Origin of the sequence: Paenarthrobacter sp. NCHU4564 (assembly GCF_052156435.1) — a bacterium.
Classification (GTDB): domain Bacteria; phylum Actinomycetota; class Actinomycetes; order Actinomycetales; family Micrococcaceae; genus Arthrobacter.
This window is the reverse complement of the sequence record NZ_JBQLIS010000002.1, coordinates 1-14,487: the sequence shown is the minus strand read 5'-3', so window position 1 is coordinate 14,487 and position 14,487 is coordinate 1. Positions and strand designations below refer to the sequence as shown.

General features: G+C 61.2%; 11 protein-coding genes and 1 pseudogene. 4 read left to right on the top strand and 8 right to left on the bottom strand.

Annotated elements, in window-relative coordinates; translation table 11 throughout:
* Nucleotides 1–4 precede the first annotated feature (4 nt).
* Nucleotides 5–964 (bottom strand): carbohydrate ABC transporter permease, encoded by a 960-nt coding sequence (locus ACSVIE_RS02525; RefSeq protein WP_426003796.1) that lies wholly within the window; start codon nt 962–964, stop codon nt 5–7.
* A complete protein-coding gene (locus ACSVIE_RS02520) occupies nt 961–2,379 on the bottom strand; it encodes an extracellular solute-binding protein (RefSeq protein WP_442422915.1) in 1,419 nt (472 codons plus the stop codon). The genes ACSVIE_RS02525 and ACSVIE_RS02520 overlap by 4 nt, the downstream gene beginning before the upstream one ends.
* 154 nt (nt 2,380–2,533) lie before the next feature.
* On the opposite strand from ACSVIE_RS02520, the gene ACSVIE_RS02515 reads away from it, so the two are divergent.
* The gene (locus tag ACSVIE_RS02515) at nt 2,534–3,445 is read left to right on the top strand and encodes a phosphatase PAP2 family protein (RefSeq protein ID WP_442422914.1); all 912 of its coding nucleotides are present in this window, start codon (nt 2,534–2,536) and stop codon (nt 3,443–3,445) included.
* Between the two features lie 67 nt (nt 3,446–3,512).
* On the opposite strand, the gene ACSVIE_RS02510 is transcribed toward ACSVIE_RS02515, so the two are convergent.
* Nucleotides 3,513–4,838: a D-glucuronyl C5-epimerase family protein gene (locus tag ACSVIE_RS02510; RefSeq protein ID WP_442422913.1), complete on the bottom strand. Its 1,326-nt coding sequence runs from the start codon at nt 4,836–4,838 to the stop codon at nt 3,513–3,515.
* A 77-nt stretch (nt 4,839–4,915) separates the two neighbouring features.
* Entirely contained in the window at nt 4,916–5,182 is a 267-nt protein-coding gene (locus ACSVIE_RS02505) for a hypothetical protein (protein ID WP_442422912.1), read from the bottom strand.
* Nucleotides 5,183–5,469: 287 nt separating this feature from the next.
* On the opposite strand from ACSVIE_RS02505, the gene ACSVIE_RS02500 reads away from it, so the two are divergent.
* The 3 genes from ACSVIE_RS02500 (at nt 5,470) to ACSVIE_RS02490 (ending at nt 9,507) form a co-directional block, all read left to right on the top strand.
* Nucleotides 5,470–6,795 carry an acyltransferase family protein gene (locus tag ACSVIE_RS02500; protein ID WP_442422911.1) on the top strand — a complete coding sequence of 442 codons (1,326 nt, stop codon included), beginning with the start codon at nt 5,470–5,472 and terminating at the stop codon, nt 6,793–6,795.
* A 126-nt stretch (nt 6,796–6,921) separates the two neighbouring features.
* Entirely contained in the window at nt 6,922–8,403 is a 1,482-nt protein-coding gene (locus ACSVIE_RS02495; protein ID WP_442422910.1) for a M28 family peptidase, read from the top strand.
* A 213-nt stretch (nt 8,404–8,616) separates the two neighbouring features.
* A complete protein-coding gene (locus tag ACSVIE_RS02490; RefSeq protein ID WP_442422909.1) occupies nt 8,617–9,507 on the top strand; it encodes a hypothetical protein in 891 nt (296 codons plus the stop codon).
* A gap of 13 nt (nt 9,508–9,520) precedes the next feature.
* Here the strand turns inward: ACSVIE_RS02490 and ACSVIE_RS02485 are convergent, their stop codons facing one another.
* From ACSVIE_RS02485 to ACSVIE_RS02470, 4 genes and pseudogenes are all read right to left on the bottom strand, one after another.
* On the bottom strand, nt 9,521–10,996 hold the full coding sequence (locus tag ACSVIE_RS02485) for a hypothetical protein (protein WP_442422908.1): 1,476 nt from the start codon (nt 10,994–10,996) through the stop codon (nt 9,521–9,523).
* 77 nt (nt 10,997–11,073) lie between these two features.
* Nucleotides 11,074–12,000, bottom strand: coding sequence for a YqiA/YcfP family alpha/beta fold hydrolase (locus tag ACSVIE_RS02480; RefSeq protein WP_442422907.1), 927 nt, complete (start codon nt 11,998–12,000; stop codon nt 11,074–11,076).
* A 59-nt stretch (nt 12,001–12,059) separates the two neighbouring features.
* On the bottom strand, nt 12,060–13,277 hold the full coding sequence (locus tag ACSVIE_RS02475; protein ID WP_442422906.1) for an MFS transporter: 1,218 nt from the start codon (nt 13,275–13,277) through the stop codon (nt 12,060–12,062).
* A gap of 93 nt (nt 13,278–13,370) precedes the next feature.
* Nucleotides 13,371–14,487 (bottom strand): annotated as a pseudogene (locus tag ACSVIE_RS02470) (cell wall anchor protein); the annotation flags it as partial.

Genomic DNA, 14,487 nt, shown 5'->3' with positions numbered 1-14,487 from the left:
GGCCTTACTGGTAGAAGACGAATCGTTTGCTGAGCCGGAACTGCAGGGCCGTGATGCCCATGATGATGAGCGTGAGGATCACGCCGATCGCTGAGGCCTGGCCGAATTCGAGCCGTTGGAAGGCTGACTCGAAGATGACCATGACAGCCGTTCGCGTTGAGTCGCCGGGCCCGCCGCGGGTGAGGACATAGGGCTGGTCGAAGACCTGGAGCGCGTTGATGATCGCCATGACCGAGGCAACCAGAGTGGTGGGGCTGAGCAGCGGCAGCGTGACGTACCAGTGCTTGCGCCAGCCGGTAGCTCCGTCAATGGACGCGGCCTCATAGGTTTCAACAGGGATCGAGGCGAGCCCGCCAATGAACAGCAGGAACGAGAACCCGAAGTTCTGCCACACATACACAAGAATCACGACGGCGGCAGACCCGGTTGGCGTCGTCAGCCACGGGACCGCGGGGATGCCCACCAGGGACAGCAGCCAGTTCACGACGCCGAACTGTTCGTTGAAGAGGTAGCGCATGAAGATGGACACGGAGGCCGCGGAGAGGATCAGCGGGAAGAAGAACGCTGAGCGGAAGAACACGCGCAGCCACGCGGGCAGCTTCTCCTGCACCATGATGGCCAGCCCCAGGGCGAGCCCGAGCTGCAGCGCCACGGCCAGCACCACGAACACGATGGTGTTGAGGAAGGAGACCCGGACGGTGGGGTCCTGGACTACCTCGGCGAAGTTGTCGAAGCCCACGAACGTCGGCGCAGAAATGATGTCCCACCGGAAGAATGCCAGGGCCACGGAGGCTACGATCGGCAGCAGCGTGAAGATTCCCATGCCCACGATGGTGGGAGCGAGGAACGCCCACGGCAGCCATCGTTGCTGAATGAGTCCGCGCTTTGGGGTTGCGTGTTTCCGGGCCGGTTGCTGGCGCGGGGTGCTGCCGGTCCCGGCGGGCACGCTGGTTGCGGTGCTCATGGCTGCCTCCTCAGGGCCAGTTCAAGGTCTCGCTGCATGGATTCGAGGGCCTGCTTGAGCTGGCGCTCGTCCCCGCTCACGGCCAGGGATACGTTTTTCATGAGCGCGGTCTCGACGGCGGCCTGCTGGGGAGGTGCCGGAATGGGGCCCGTGGTGGGGAACCTGTCCAGGGTGTCGTAAAAGACCTTCCAGTTCCGCGGACCGGTGCCTGCGTACAGCTGTTGGTTGACCATGGACCGGCGCGCGGGGGTGGTGTTGGGCGTGGGGAACACGATCTGCATGGCTTCCAGGCTGGCGCTGAACTTCACCCATTCCCAGGCGGCGTCCTTGTCCTTGGCGGTTTTCATGATCGCGTAGCCGGCCGTGCCGAACTGGTGGCGCTGGGACCGCCATTTGGGGAAGAACTGGACGTCGAACCCGTCCTCCGTCATCCCCGCGTCGTGGAGGCCTTGTACCCAATAGCCGCCTGCCGGCGTCGTACCTATCCGGTTGGAGGCGAAGAGGCCGATCAGTGAGCTGCCGCCGCCTTCTTCGGGGCGGACGCCCAAGCCGTCCTTCACGAGTCCGCGGAGGTAGTCGAAGGACTCAAAGACGCGGGGATCGTCGGCATTGGGCTCCAGCCATTGGTAGCCACCGGAGCGGAGGCCGCGCGAGGGATCATCGGCGTAGAAGCTGTCCCACAGCCATTCGCCGCCGCCGGACTTGGTCTCCTTCAGGAAGCTGGTCTCGTTGGCGTAGAGCCACGGGACCACACCGCCAAAGAGCCTGTTGGTCCAGTAATAGGGGGTGAAATCGGTGGGTTTGGCCTTTTTCATCGCCGCCAGCGTGGCCCGGAAGTCCGTGTGCGTCCAGTCGTCAGCAGGACGGTCCAGGCCTGCTGCACGGAGGGACGCAGTGTTGTAGTACATGTTGGCCGCGTTCCAGTCGATGGGGAGCTGGAACAGGCTGCCCTTATACATGAAGGCTTCCACCAGGCTGGGGTGGACGTCCTGGAAGTACTCCTTCATGTCTGCGGCGTCGCGGCGCAGGTAATCATCCAGAGGGTGCGCGAGTTTCTCGGCAAAGAGCTGCGCGCCTTCGGTAGCCACGTACACAACATCCGGCGGAGTCCCGGCAGCCACCATGGTGAGGATCTTGGTGAAGAAGTCCTTCCAGTCCACAGCCTGGATGGCCTGGACCTTGACCTTGATGTCCGGGTGGACTTTGACGAATGCGTCGATGACTTTCTGGCGGGCGGCAGCGTCTGTTGCCGTACCCATGATGGCGATGCTGAGGCTGTTGTCTCCCCGGCCCGGAATGTCCGCACCTGTGAGCCGCGGCCACGACGCCGCTGTTGCTCCCACGATTCCGGCGCCGAGGGCGGTGAGGGCGGTTCTGCGTGTGAATTGTCGCAAAACCCCATTGGTTCCCGGCATGTAGACTTCCTTCCCTAACACGTGTGAGGAAGCCTATTCCTGTCACCTAACACGTGTCAAGCGTCACAAGAATGTTGCGCAGGTCTCACCACAGGCTTCCGACGTCTGGAGTGTTCACACGAGGCGTCCAGCGAATTGTGGCAGTGTAGAGAAAATGAGTTCCCAGCAGTTCCGCGTCAGCGGGAGGTCGAGCAAACGGCCGTCACAGGAGCCCGCTGCAAACGCAGGCGTCGCCCTTCTTTTCTGCCTGGCCACCATTGCGAGCCTGGTGGGGGTGGCGGCCACGTACTACTTCTTTGTCCGCACCACCACGGGCCAGTTCATCGACGAATCAGCGCTGGTTGAGGCCACAGAACTGAGCGGCACGGCAGGCAAGGCTTCCACCAGGTTCCTGGATGCATTGCCCATGATTTCCCTGGCAATCGCTACCGTGGTGGTGCTCTTTGTGACGGTCGCGCGGCGCCGCTGGAAGGCCGCCGGCATCGCCATCGCCGCATGTGTTGCGGCCAACCTGGCTACCCAGGTCCTCAAGTTCCTCATCCCGGACCGCCCCGACCGCGGCGTGCAGACCCTGGAACTGAACTCGCTCCCCTCCGGTCACACCACCCTGGCAGCCTCTGCCGCAGCAGCCGTGTTCCTGATGGTGTCCCCCCGCTGGCGCCCCTTGGCCGGCTTCCTGGGCAGCACCTTCGCGGTGGCCACGGGAATTTCGACCCTGATCAACCAGTGGCACCGTCCCGCCGACGTCGTAGCCGCATTCCTTGTAGTTGGCGCAGTGATGCTGCCGGCCGGATGGCTGATTGTCCGGACCGGTGGCGGCTGGAACGTGTGGCGCGGTTATGGCGAGCACTGGGCGGCCTCGCGCCTTTGGGTGTGGCTCACCGTCCTCGCCCTGCTGGTCGCCTCGGCAGTTGCAGGCTACTCGGTGCTGCAGGTCATGCCTGGCCTGAGCACCGACAGCACCGTGGACTACTTCTGGGCAGGCACCGCCTTCATAGTCATCGCCGGATACCTCTCCGCCTTGGGCGGTACGTGGCTGTTCGGGCTGGCGGCAAGGAAGCGCTAACGCACGACGGCGGGTGGCGGCTTGGTCTTCCGGTCAAGCATGAGTGCGCGCACGCCCCGTACGGCAGCTATTTATGCTTGCGGACATCGAATCTCTCGAGGGTGAGCCGTTCGTCCTGATAGGCCGGGAGGCTGGGCCATCGGGAAGGGTACTGCTTCCACTTGTCGTGGTAGTAGCGGAGGATGTCACTTCCGGTTTCATCCGCGATCTTGGCAAGCGTATCTATGTGGATGAAGTGATACTGGTTGACCTGCCTGCCCGCGATCTTCTTGGCGAAGTTTGTGGGATGGGCGATCATCTCCGCCTCCGTCCAAGGGACTTCCACTTCCAGAACCGTTTCGCCTTCGGTGACGCCAGACTGATGCAGCAGTCGGTATTCTCCCGTGCGGGGTATGGTCGCCAGCGGGTTATATACGGCGTCGCCGATGGAAACGCCCACCAGCGCATCCCCCTGGGCGGAGATCTTGATCAGGATCTTGTTGGGAGCCGGCCAGGAGTACCTGCTGAGTGCAACTTTCAGAGTTACTGAGCGGCCATCACGGATGCCGAGGGGTCCAGCTTTGAGGACTTCTCCGGCCGGATCGTCCTCGTAACTGGCCGAAAAAGTCCCGCTGCCAGGAATGACCACCTGGCAATCCAGGACGGAGACGTCAGCACCGTCGGCCGATATGCGGAATGCCGCTTGCCCCTCAAGCTTGTAGCGGGAGGTCGCCAACTCAGGAACGTCATAGAGGGGAACCACGTTTTCGATGCCGCGAACGGACCGGGCGAAGATATCCCAAACTTTTTCGTCGTTGGTTGCAACCGCGAGGTCCCTGATAATGCAGGTCGCAGTAGTCCACCCATTAAGGGTGCAGTCAGGCAACAAGGCAGGATACTCTTCGATGATCATGCCCCCGTTTGGCGTATAGCGCGCTACGCCACCCTTTTCGACGGGAATCGTAAGGCTCCGCAGGATTCTCTCCAGAGGTTCACGAAATCTCTCATTGCCTGGCTTTTCGAGGAGTTTGATGAACACATCGATATATCGGGCCTGGGTCAGCCCGCTGTACCAGGTTCCCTTCTTACTGGAGACCTTTGCTTTTTCCTCGCTATACATGAAGACCAAAGAGTCCTGGAAGGTCTCCATCTGGTCGATGGCAGCGTCAGCAACCTTTGCGGCCGCCTCCAGCAGGACCGGATCCGGCGTGCGCCGGTACTGGGTCAGGTAGTCAGTGATGACATACGGCCCGTAAATCGGGTGCGCGAACAGCGTCCCGTTCGTACGTCGGCCGGGATATCCATTCGGCAGGAACTCCAGCCGGAAGTAATCCCAAACGGACTTTCGCTCCATGCGCAGTGGAGGCAAACCAACCTCATGCTCGTTGGTTACGTACGCTGCCGCCTCGGCCATGCCATCCCCCATTGTTGCGCCGGAAAGTCCAAAGTCACACTACCGGAGCTGAACTGCGTGGCCTCATCAAACCACGGTCAGGACGCGGCATCCTTTTCCACACAGAACCCGTTGGCGCGAATTGCTTCCACGACGCCGGCGGCTTCAGCGTCCGCAATCGGATCGTCAGCGCGGTTGAAATGCTTCACCACAGTTGCGACCAAGGCTTTGTCGCTGCCGCCTTGCAGAATCGCTGCGCAAACATATCGAGAGTAAGCCGCGATTTCCTCTTGGGTTAATTTTGGCACCACAGGCGAAATGCGCTTCATCAGGTCTGCGCTCTGCTCTTCGGTTACCTTCGGCACTGCAGGCTTACTCTCCGCTGCGGATGGCTTCGAGGAAGGCTCGGTGCTGGAGCAGCCAGCAAGCATCAGGAGGATCAGGGAAGCAGCAAGGACACGTCTCATGACTGGCTGGGGTCTCCTCAAGAGAAGGATGGAAGTGGGCTATTACCGCATTCGACCCTACAACAGGGCCTTTCAGACCACCCACCTGAAGACTCCGTCACCCCAAGGGGCCAGAACGGCTGGCGTACTGGTAGTGGCCAGCCTTAGTATTAATCCATTCGTTGGAAATAACTTGGGAGCGGACCATGCCTTCAACCTCACGCGTACGTCCTGCGTTCAACACATCCGGAACTGCGGACTCACGTGACCTGGTGGTCGACCTCATCCGGGTAGCCTGCATGTTCGCCGTTGTGGCAGTTCACCTGCTCATGATGGGAATCAGCGTTGGTCCGGGAGGCATAGGCGTGGAGAACCCCTTGACCTCCCTGTCCTGGTTCGCCCAAGGCACGTGGTTCGGTCAAGTCATGCCTTTGTTCTTTGTGGTGGGCGGCTTCGCTTCCCTGACATCGTGGCGCAGCCTCCAGCGCAAAGGAGGCAACGCGGCGGACTACCTGCGCAACAGGGTGCTGCGGCTCGTCAGGCCCACGGTTGCCCTCTATGCATTCCTCACGATTGCGTTGTGGAGTGCGACGGCGGCTGGTGTCCCGGGCGACCTGCTGTCGGTCATCGCTGCCGGCGCCGGAGTCCAGCTGTGGTTCCTTGCCGCTTACCTGATCTGCCAGACCATGGTGCCCGTGATGGCACGGTTCCACGAAGCAGCTCCTTACCGGACTGTGGCCGCGCTGGCCGCGGGCGCCGCCGTCGTCGATGTTCTTCGCTTGGGCTTGGAGCGCAATCCGTGGGGCTTCGACTCCAACCCGATCGGGCTGCTGAACATGGTGTTTGTTTGGGGACTCCTGCAGCAGCTGGGCTTCTTTTATGCGGACGGTATCTTCGACAGGTTTGCGCGATGGAAGCTGGTGATCGCTGCCGTCGCTTGCTACCTGCTCATGGTGTCCCTGACCGATGCAGGGCCCTATCCAGTGGACATGCTGACCAGCCAGAACCCACCCATGTTCCCACTGGTGCTGGTGGGACTGGCCCATGTCCTGCTGGTGAAGGCTGCCTACCCCTGGTTGCAGCGGTTTGTGAGGTTGGAATGGGTCCGGAAGGTCATGTTCGTGGTGGGCAGCCGCGCCATGACCATCTATTTGTGGCACCTGCCGCTGATCATTGCGCTGTTCGGCATTGCCTTGGTCCTGCGCCTGCCTTTCCCGGAACCGGCGAGCGCCGAATGGTGGCTGACAAGGCCGTTGTTCTACGTCACAGCCTGGGCTTTGGTCTTGCTGGCATCCACCCCTCTGGTCCGTCTGGAACTCGCCGGCACAGCTTTGGCACCCGGCGCATCCCGCCCTGGCCTGTGGAGCGTCCTGACGGCTACAGCACTGGCAGTTATTCCGCCGTTCGTGGTGATGCGGACTGCACTGGACGCCTGGAATGCGACCTGGGGATTGATTCTGCTGGTCCTCGCCGTTGTCTTGGTCAACGGCCGCCAAAATTCAAGGCTTCTCCGGAAGGCTACTGTGGAGTAAATTTCTCGCTACCGCGCCCGGCCAACCAGATGCCGGGTCCGTATCAGGGAGATGCACCACATGCATACCAAGCACAAACCGCAATCAGGAAAACCAACCTCTGCCCTTGCTGCGGGAGTAGCCACCATGGCTGTTCTCGCATTTGCTTTCACCCCGCCCGCCGTCGCCGACAAGGGGACGGACACGCAAGCACTGCGCGACGCTGTCACCGCAGGAGCCATCATTGACCACCTCGAGGAACTTCAGGCGATCGCAGATGCCAACGGCGGCACCCGCTCAGCCGGAACATCCGGCCACGTAGCTTCCGCCGTATACATCGAGAACCAACTGAAGGCAGCCGGCTACACACCGGAGCGCCAGTATTTTGAGTACCTGAAGTTCAACCTTGAGAGTGAAGCTTTCCAACGCCTCACGCCGACGCCGCTCACCTATACAGCCGATGATTTTGCGGCCATGACGTATTCCGGGTTTGGGGAAGTCACCGCTGCCGTGACCCCCGTGGATATAAACCTCCTGGGAGACCGTGCTTCCACCAGCGGCTGCGAGGCCACCGACTTCACCGGATTCCCTGCCGGTACCATCGCTTTGATCCAACGCGGAACGTGTCCGTTCAACACCAAGGCCGTCAACGCCGAGGCCGCCGGTGCCGTTGGCGTCATCATCTTCAACCAGGGCGACGGCGATGACCGGCTTGCCCGGGTGGATGGCACTCTCGGTGCTCCTGCCGCCGACAATCCAGAGGTCACCATTCCTACCGTTGGTGCCAGCTTCGCCGTAGGCGAAGAACTCGCAGGACTCCCGGGGGCCACTGTCCGCATTGACGTCCAGGGCAACACGCAGCCCATCGAGACGTTCAATGTCTTGGCAGACACCGCTGGCCGGGCTGACAGGACCGTTGTGGTGGGCGCACACCTGGATTCCGTGGCCGAAGGTCCAGGCATCAATGACAATGGATCAGGCTCCGCTGCCATCCTGGAGACAGCACTGCAAATGGCCGAGTTGGGTGTCACTCCGGAGAACCGCGTTCGCTTTGCTTGGTGGAGCGGCGAGGAGGACGGCCTGATCGGCTCCGACTACTATGTGGCCCAACTGAGCAAGTCGGAACTCAAGAACCACGCCCTGAACCTGAACTTTGACATGGTGGCCTCCCCTAACCCCGTGCGCTTCGTGTACGACGGCGACGGCAAGCAACTGGGCACCTCCGGCCCCAACGGTTCAGGCCAGATCGAAAAGGTCTTCCTGGACTACTTCGCTTCGCAGGGCCTGGCCACGGAGCCTACGGAATTCGACGGGCGTTCGGACTACTTCGGCTTCATTGAGAACGGCATTCCGGCGGGTGGCCTTTTCACCGGCGCCGAGGACATCAAGACCGCTGAGCAGGCAGCCATTTATGGAGGCATGGCCGGCGTTGCGTACGACCCCTGCTACCACCAGGCCTGCGACGACATCGACAACATCGATGCGGCGGTCCTTGAACAGATGGCCGATGCGATAGCCCACGCCACGCTGACGTTCGCCATGACCCAGTCCGCAGTCAACGGCACCGCCAAGGGCTCCGGCTCCGGCAACCTGAACCTCGAATTCAAGGGTCATCAGGCAGTTCGGTAGCGTCCGACGCCCTCACGCGGGTAGGCGGAAAACAGCCCCGGCCGGTGCAGGCTCCTTTTCGGGAGTTGGACTGAGACTTCAGGTTCGACTCCCGGGAGGACCGGCCGGCCGGGGGCTGCAGGCGTCGGAGCCCGGTCACCCCTTGAACGGGGCAGGCACGCGGCTTCCTGCATTGATTCCCAGGGAGAAGTGGCCCGATGGTAGGGTTCTGCGGTGACTACCCGCCCTTCCGAGACTGCAAGAACCCGTAAATTCCTTGGGGACGATATTCCCAAATACGACCACGGCGACCTCATCGACTTCCTGGGCACTCAGCCCGGGAACGGGTACCACAGCATCGGTTACAACGGCCTACCCGTCGATCTCCGGGTTCAAAACCGCGGCTACAAAACCACAGTCATCTTCTTCCACGCCGCTATCTCCGCAAAACACTCGTACCCTGTCATGACGGGCGGCGGAATCTCAGCGGCTGCACAGGCAAACCGGATTTTCGTTTCCGACCCCAGCCTGGCGCTTTCAGGTTCACTGAACCTCTCATGGTTTTTGGGAAACGAGCACCAGCCGGAACTTCAGTCGGTCATCGAGGAAGCGCTTCGCCACATCGTCAATTCCTGGGGCGATCAGCGCCTTGTTTTCTTCGGCTCCGCGGGTGGTGGCTACGCCTCGCTGCACTATGCCAGCCGCTTTCCTGGCTCGCTGGCCCTCGTTTCCAACCCGCAGACCATCATTGCCAACTACAACGCAACCGCCGTCAAACGATTCATGGAGATCTGCTTTGGCGACGGGAAGGGCATTGAGGATCTCCCGGCCCACATCGTCAAGGACGTCACCGGGACATACGCAAAGCCCCTGGGCACTCGAATTGCCTACATGCAGAACATCAATGACGAGTCGCACATCGCCCGGCACATGAAACCGTTGCTGCAATCGCTGCACCCTGACAACCCGCTGGTTATCTTGCCGGGCGACTGGGGGCCCGGACACTTCCCCCCGTCCAAGGAACTTTTCGCTGAGGCTATCAGCGCTGTGTCAGCCCGCCCGTGGGACGAAGCGTTGGAATCCCTCGGATTCGTCCATCCCGCGGAATGCGCTGCCTTTAATTGACAGAAGTCCGGCCCTATGTCCGGAGGTCCTGGTCTGCAGCACGTCCTTGCTCCACCAGGTGGGCGTAGGAGACGCCGTTGATCGGGACCTCAAGGAGTTCGGGCCATCGGATTCTGATGATTTCCAGGAACACAGCATTCGCTTCGCGTTCGCTGCTGTCCACGCCCAGAAGGGTCTCAAGAACTCGGCGCGAGTTCAGCAGTATGTGGGTGTCGTGGGCGATATCGCTCTCGTGAAGAATTGGCGCCATCCAAACGCCCATGCGGTTTTCCCAGTAGAAAAGATCCAACGCGTCATATCCGCGTTCGACCGCCTCGTCAAAGCGAGTGAGGTTTCGATAGTGTTCGAAGCTGTCAATGCTCGGAAGGTCTTGGCTTTTATTATTGCTGACGACATTCAGCATGCCTTCGCCGTCCAGACGATCCATGGTGAACCCGGCTTGACGGTAATAGTTCCGACCCACCTCGTAGACGTTTGAGCGGATATGCAAGTGGTCGCCGGGCAGGTTTTCCAGATACGCCTTCGCCAGGGAGCGCTGATGCGTCTGAGCAGAATTCCGCCGCATCACATTCAAGAAAGCCTTATCGGTCACCTGTTCAGGGATATGAAGCAACTGGTGTTTCAACCCGTACTTGCGAACCAGTTCAAGCGCGCCGTCACGGTCCCAACGGTTGGCCCTGACGGCGGCCTTGTAACCAATGTCGTAGGTAAAGAAGAGCACGCTGTCCACATAGGGCCTGAGCAATGCCAACGACACGCGGCTATCCATGCCTGCGCTCAAAGAGCACATGAGCGGCGTGCCCCGCTTCCTGAAGGCATCGAGTTGCGCGTCGACCGTACGGATGACCGTCATGGCTGCGTCGTGCACCGTGGATGATTCCAAGGGCCTAACCGGCCACACGCGCTCAACCCCCCTGTGCGGGATGTTGAGTTCGGTGTTGGGAGTGAGCCTGTTGACCCCGAGATATGCGGTCGCGACGCCGGGATAAACCTTGGTGTGGTTCTCTTTGAGGTACTGCGGGTTGCCATAGTAATTTCGTCTTGCACCAACGGTCTCGGCAACCAGATGTACGTGTGAACCAATCACTGGGCCGTACTGATGATCTGTGTAGTAAACAGCCCGCAGGCTCGTGGCATCCTGCTGCACAGTGAAAGATTCGCCGATCTTGGTGATCACAATGAAGCGCCCCACCAAGTGATCCAACTTTTGCTGGAACTTCTCCCGGGATGTCCGGGCCGCTTCGAGGATCTGCTGCGCGATCGCCTTGTTATCCGGGGCATATGAAAGACCCGGTTCGATAGCGTTCCCGATCAGGACAACACCGTCGGCGCCCTCGAACTCCGTTGCTACCGGCACTGCCGGGTCATGGCTCAGGACCCAGTCAGCAAATGTGACCTGATGCCAGCCCTCGCGGGGTAGGGCCTGCGGGCTTTTGGAAAAAAGATACCCACGGGCATAGGTGAGTTCACTGTAGAAGGGGGACGCCATGAAAAAAGAATATCCCAGTCGTTATATCCCCCAGCGCAGAAAAATGCCCATGTTCAAGCGGGGGCCGTCAGACGGAGTTACGTAGGCTGCTTGGCTGGCGCGGTGTCCATAACGCGCTGCTTGACGTGGCGTCGTGTCGTTTCAGCTTGGAAGCCGAACTCAACCAGTGCCTTGCTCCAGTCGCCATTGCAGGTTGCCAGGACTTCGAAGCAGGCCCGCAGCAGTTCCTTCGGCGGGGGAATGTGCCCATCGCCGGAGTCGGGACCCCAGCGGTCCATGAGCATGAACAGACTGTCGGACTCCCCTACTGCGTCTACGAACGGCAGCTGATGATTCTGGATATGGAACCAGTCTTTCGCGTTCTGGATCAGTGCCACTGTGTGGTCGAACCCCGCAGAATAGGCAGGAACCAGGTCATGCGTCACGCTGGCTGGCAGTCCGTCCATCTCCTTGCCCTCCACACCCCAGGCATGGGTGAGGTAGCGTTCCACCGCGCCAGAGTAGAACCGGGAAATCGAGATTTGTGGGTTGACGGCCAGCGCAAGGGAGGTCGGAAAGAAACGGGACAGCGCAAGGCTGGCATAACCTCCGGCCGAGCTGCCGAAGAAGATCACCTTATGCCCTCCGGTTTCTTCGACAATGCGCCTGACAACTACCGCCAAGGTCTCCTGCAGGTCTGGCTGAACCCTTGATCCCGCGTACCACGCCAGGTTGAAGTCGTGCGAGATCCGAAGACTCGGGTCGGAGATGAAAATCCTGTTGACGGGCAACCCGGCAGTTACACCCTGCCCCAGGAACCACGGGAGCCGAACGTCAGCTTCAGCGGCTCCGTGGAAGCAGACCAAGGTGATGTCAGAGTCAGCGGGAAGGTTCAGGATCTCAAGCGGCAGGCCGTGGTGCTGGATCTCAATCAACCCCGTGGGAATGCTGCCTGCGTTCAGGAACTCACGAAGATCCGCGTAGGTTGAAGGCTCGGCGGTTTCAGCAGTTGGGTTTTCTGGCACCCCGGTAGTCTAGCCGCGGCTGTCAGGCCTTCTCGAACTCTGTGACACCTCTGGGTCCGCTAGTAATTCCGCCGGTGCTTCAACCGCGGAATGGAAATGGCAAAGACCAGTGCGGCCGCGAACCCCAACGCAGCCGTTGCCCAAACCCCGGCAGCGAGGGAAACGGCAGCGGTCAACCCCGACAGCAGAACCGGTCCCCCGGTGGCGCCCGAGTCGGCGATGAAGCGCCAAATCCCCAGGAAATGGCTTCGGCCATTGTCGGGCGAGAAATCGGCGCCCAAGGTCATGATCAGGCCCGAACTGATGCCGTTGCCGAAGCCAATCAGCAGTGCTGCCAAGAGCAGGGGCGCGAAACCACCGGTGAACGGGATGACCACCAAGGCCAGGCTCATGATCACAGTGGATGGCACGGCCACCCACTGCCGTCCCTTTCGGTCCATCAGTTTGCCTGCCGGATAGAACACCAACATGTCAACGCCGCCGGAGAGACCATAGATCAGGGAAGCCTGCGTTGCGTCCATCCCCAAATGGTCGGCCCAAAGCGGGATCACCACTTGTCGTGATGCCCGAAGAGCGCTGAGCAGCAGGATCCCGAATCCCACGGAGAGGAACACTCCCGCGTGGGAGGCAGCCACCTCCCGGAGCGTCGAAGCAGGAGGCACCGCACCGCCGTCGGACCTTTCCGGTGCCTTCAAGTCCGGGATGGTGAGGGACAACGCCGCAGCAGCCATCATCCCCGCGAAGCCAACCCAATAGGCGCCGCTGATACCTGCAAACTGCATCACACCTGCACCGATGAACGGTCCAATGAAGATACCGATCCTGGTGACGCCGCCCAAGGTTGAGAGGGCACGGGCCCTGAACATCACTGGAACTGCCTCGGTGAGGTACTTCTGCCGGGCCAGGTTGAAGACGCTCGAACTCATGCCCACCACGGTCATCGCGGCGGCCAATAACCAAATCCCTTGATCCAGGCGGGGAGCAAAGGCCGCTGCCCCCAGGGCCAAAGCACCCGCAGCACCGGCCCCGACTATTGCCCATCGTTCGCCAAACCTGATGGTGATGATCGACGCCGGAATGTTGAACAGCCACGAACCCAGGCCGATCAGGGTCACAATCAACGCTGAGACTGCGACAGATGCGCCAAGGTCACGTGCAGACAAGGCAATGACCGGGAGCACGGCCCCCTCGCCCATACAGAACAAGAGCGCCGGTCCGAAAGCCGGGATAGCTATGCTGCGAAGGCTGAAGTTTTGGACTGTTTTGGGAGGCGTCATCCCCTTCATCCTAGGACTGACGGCGCGTTTACCTCGTTTGTTGTTGCGGTTCCGGAGGCCGGAACCGCAACAACAAACGAGTGGCCCGACCGGTTATTGCCGGGTGGCAGCAGCCTCCCGGCGACTGCCAACTGCCAGAGCCACGCCCATCAGGAGCAGTGCGGCCGCCCAGAGAGGGAAACTCTGGTTGAGGCCCGTACTGGCCAGGGATGCGGAACTTCCGACGGCGGCACCCGCCCCAGCGGCAGATGCGGCCCGGGTGCCGCTGACGGCTGCGTCCATGGAGGCCGTCTGAGCCGCTCCTGTCCCGGCGGAGATGCCTGTGTTGCCGGCGCCCATTCCCGGGGTACTGACCCCGGCATCGACGCCACCCGTGCTGGGTCCGCCGCTGGTCGGAGGGTTCACCACTGGCGGGTTGACCACTGGCGGTTCAACGACCGGAGGATTCACAACTGGCGGGTTCACCACTGGCGGTTCAACGACCGGAGGATTCACTACTGGCGGATTCACGACCGGCGGGTTCACCGTACCTACGGAGCCGCCGCCGATACCCAGAGAGGTTGAACCGACAGTCACGGGAGCCGTGATGGGGACAATGAGTTGAGTGCCGGAAAGGACCCCACCTTCGCCGGTCGTGGTGCCACCGGCAGAGGTTCCGTTGGTGCCGGTCCCCGTCGAAGTACCTGGCGCGGTGGCAACGGATTCACCTAACAATCCAGCGGAAACAGAACCGACAGTGACAGGAGCCGTCACTGGAGCAACAACCTGCGTCCCGGAAGCGACGCCGTCAGACCCATCAGTACTGGAACCGGCAGTGGAACCACCACCAGCCGTCCCGGCTGAAGAACCACCACTCGTAGCCGCCGAATCACCCAGGACACCAACCGCTGTCGAACCGACAGTCACCGGAGCCGTCACCGGAGCAACAACCTGCGTCCCCGAAGCAACGCCATCAGACCCATCAGTATCCGAACCGGCAGTGGAACCACCACCAGCCGCACCGGCTGAAGAACCACCACTCGTAGCCGCCGAATCACCCAGGACACCAACCGCCGTCGAACCAACAGTCACCGGAGCCGTCACCGGAGCAACAACCTGCGTCCCCGAAGCAACGCCATCAGACCCATCAGTGCCCGAACCGGCAGTGGAACCACCACCAGCCGCACCGGCTGAAGAACCACCACTCGTAGCCGCCGAATCACCCAGGACA

Excerpts from the sequence above, each read along its gene's own strand:
- ACSVIE_RS02510 (WP_442422913.1), bottom strand. The coding sequence starts at position 4,838 with ATGGCCGAGGCGGCAGCGTACGTAACCAACGAGCATGAGGTTGGTTTG.
- ACSVIE_RS02515 (WP_442422914.1), top strand. The coding sequence starts at position 2,534 with ATGAGTTCCCAGCAGTTCCGCGTCAGCGGGAGGTCGAGCAAACGGCCG.
- ACSVIE_RS02525 (WP_426003796.1), bottom strand. The coding sequence starts at position 964 with ATGAGCACCGCAACCAGCGTGCCCGCCGGGACCGGCAGCACCCCGCGC.
- ACSVIE_RS02495 (WP_442422910.1), top strand. The coding sequence starts at position 6,922 with ATGGCTGTTCTCGCATTTGCTTTCACCCCGCCCGCCGTCGCCGACAAG.
- ACSVIE_RS02520 (WP_442422915.1), bottom strand. The coding sequence starts at position 2,379 with ATGCCGGGAACCAATGGGGTTTTGCGACAATTCACACGCAGAACCGCC.
- ACSVIE_RS02475 (WP_442422906.1), bottom strand. The coding sequence starts at position 13,277 with ATGACGCCTCCCAAAACAGTCCAAAACTTCAGCCTTCGCAGCATAGCT.
- ACSVIE_RS02500 (WP_442422911.1), top strand. The coding sequence starts at position 5,470 with ATGCCTTCAACCTCACGCGTACGTCCTGCGTTCAACACATCCGGAACT.
- ACSVIE_RS02485 (WP_442422908.1), bottom strand. The coding sequence starts at position 10,996 with ATGGCGTCCCCCTTCTACAGTGAACTCACCTATGCCCGTGGGTATCTT.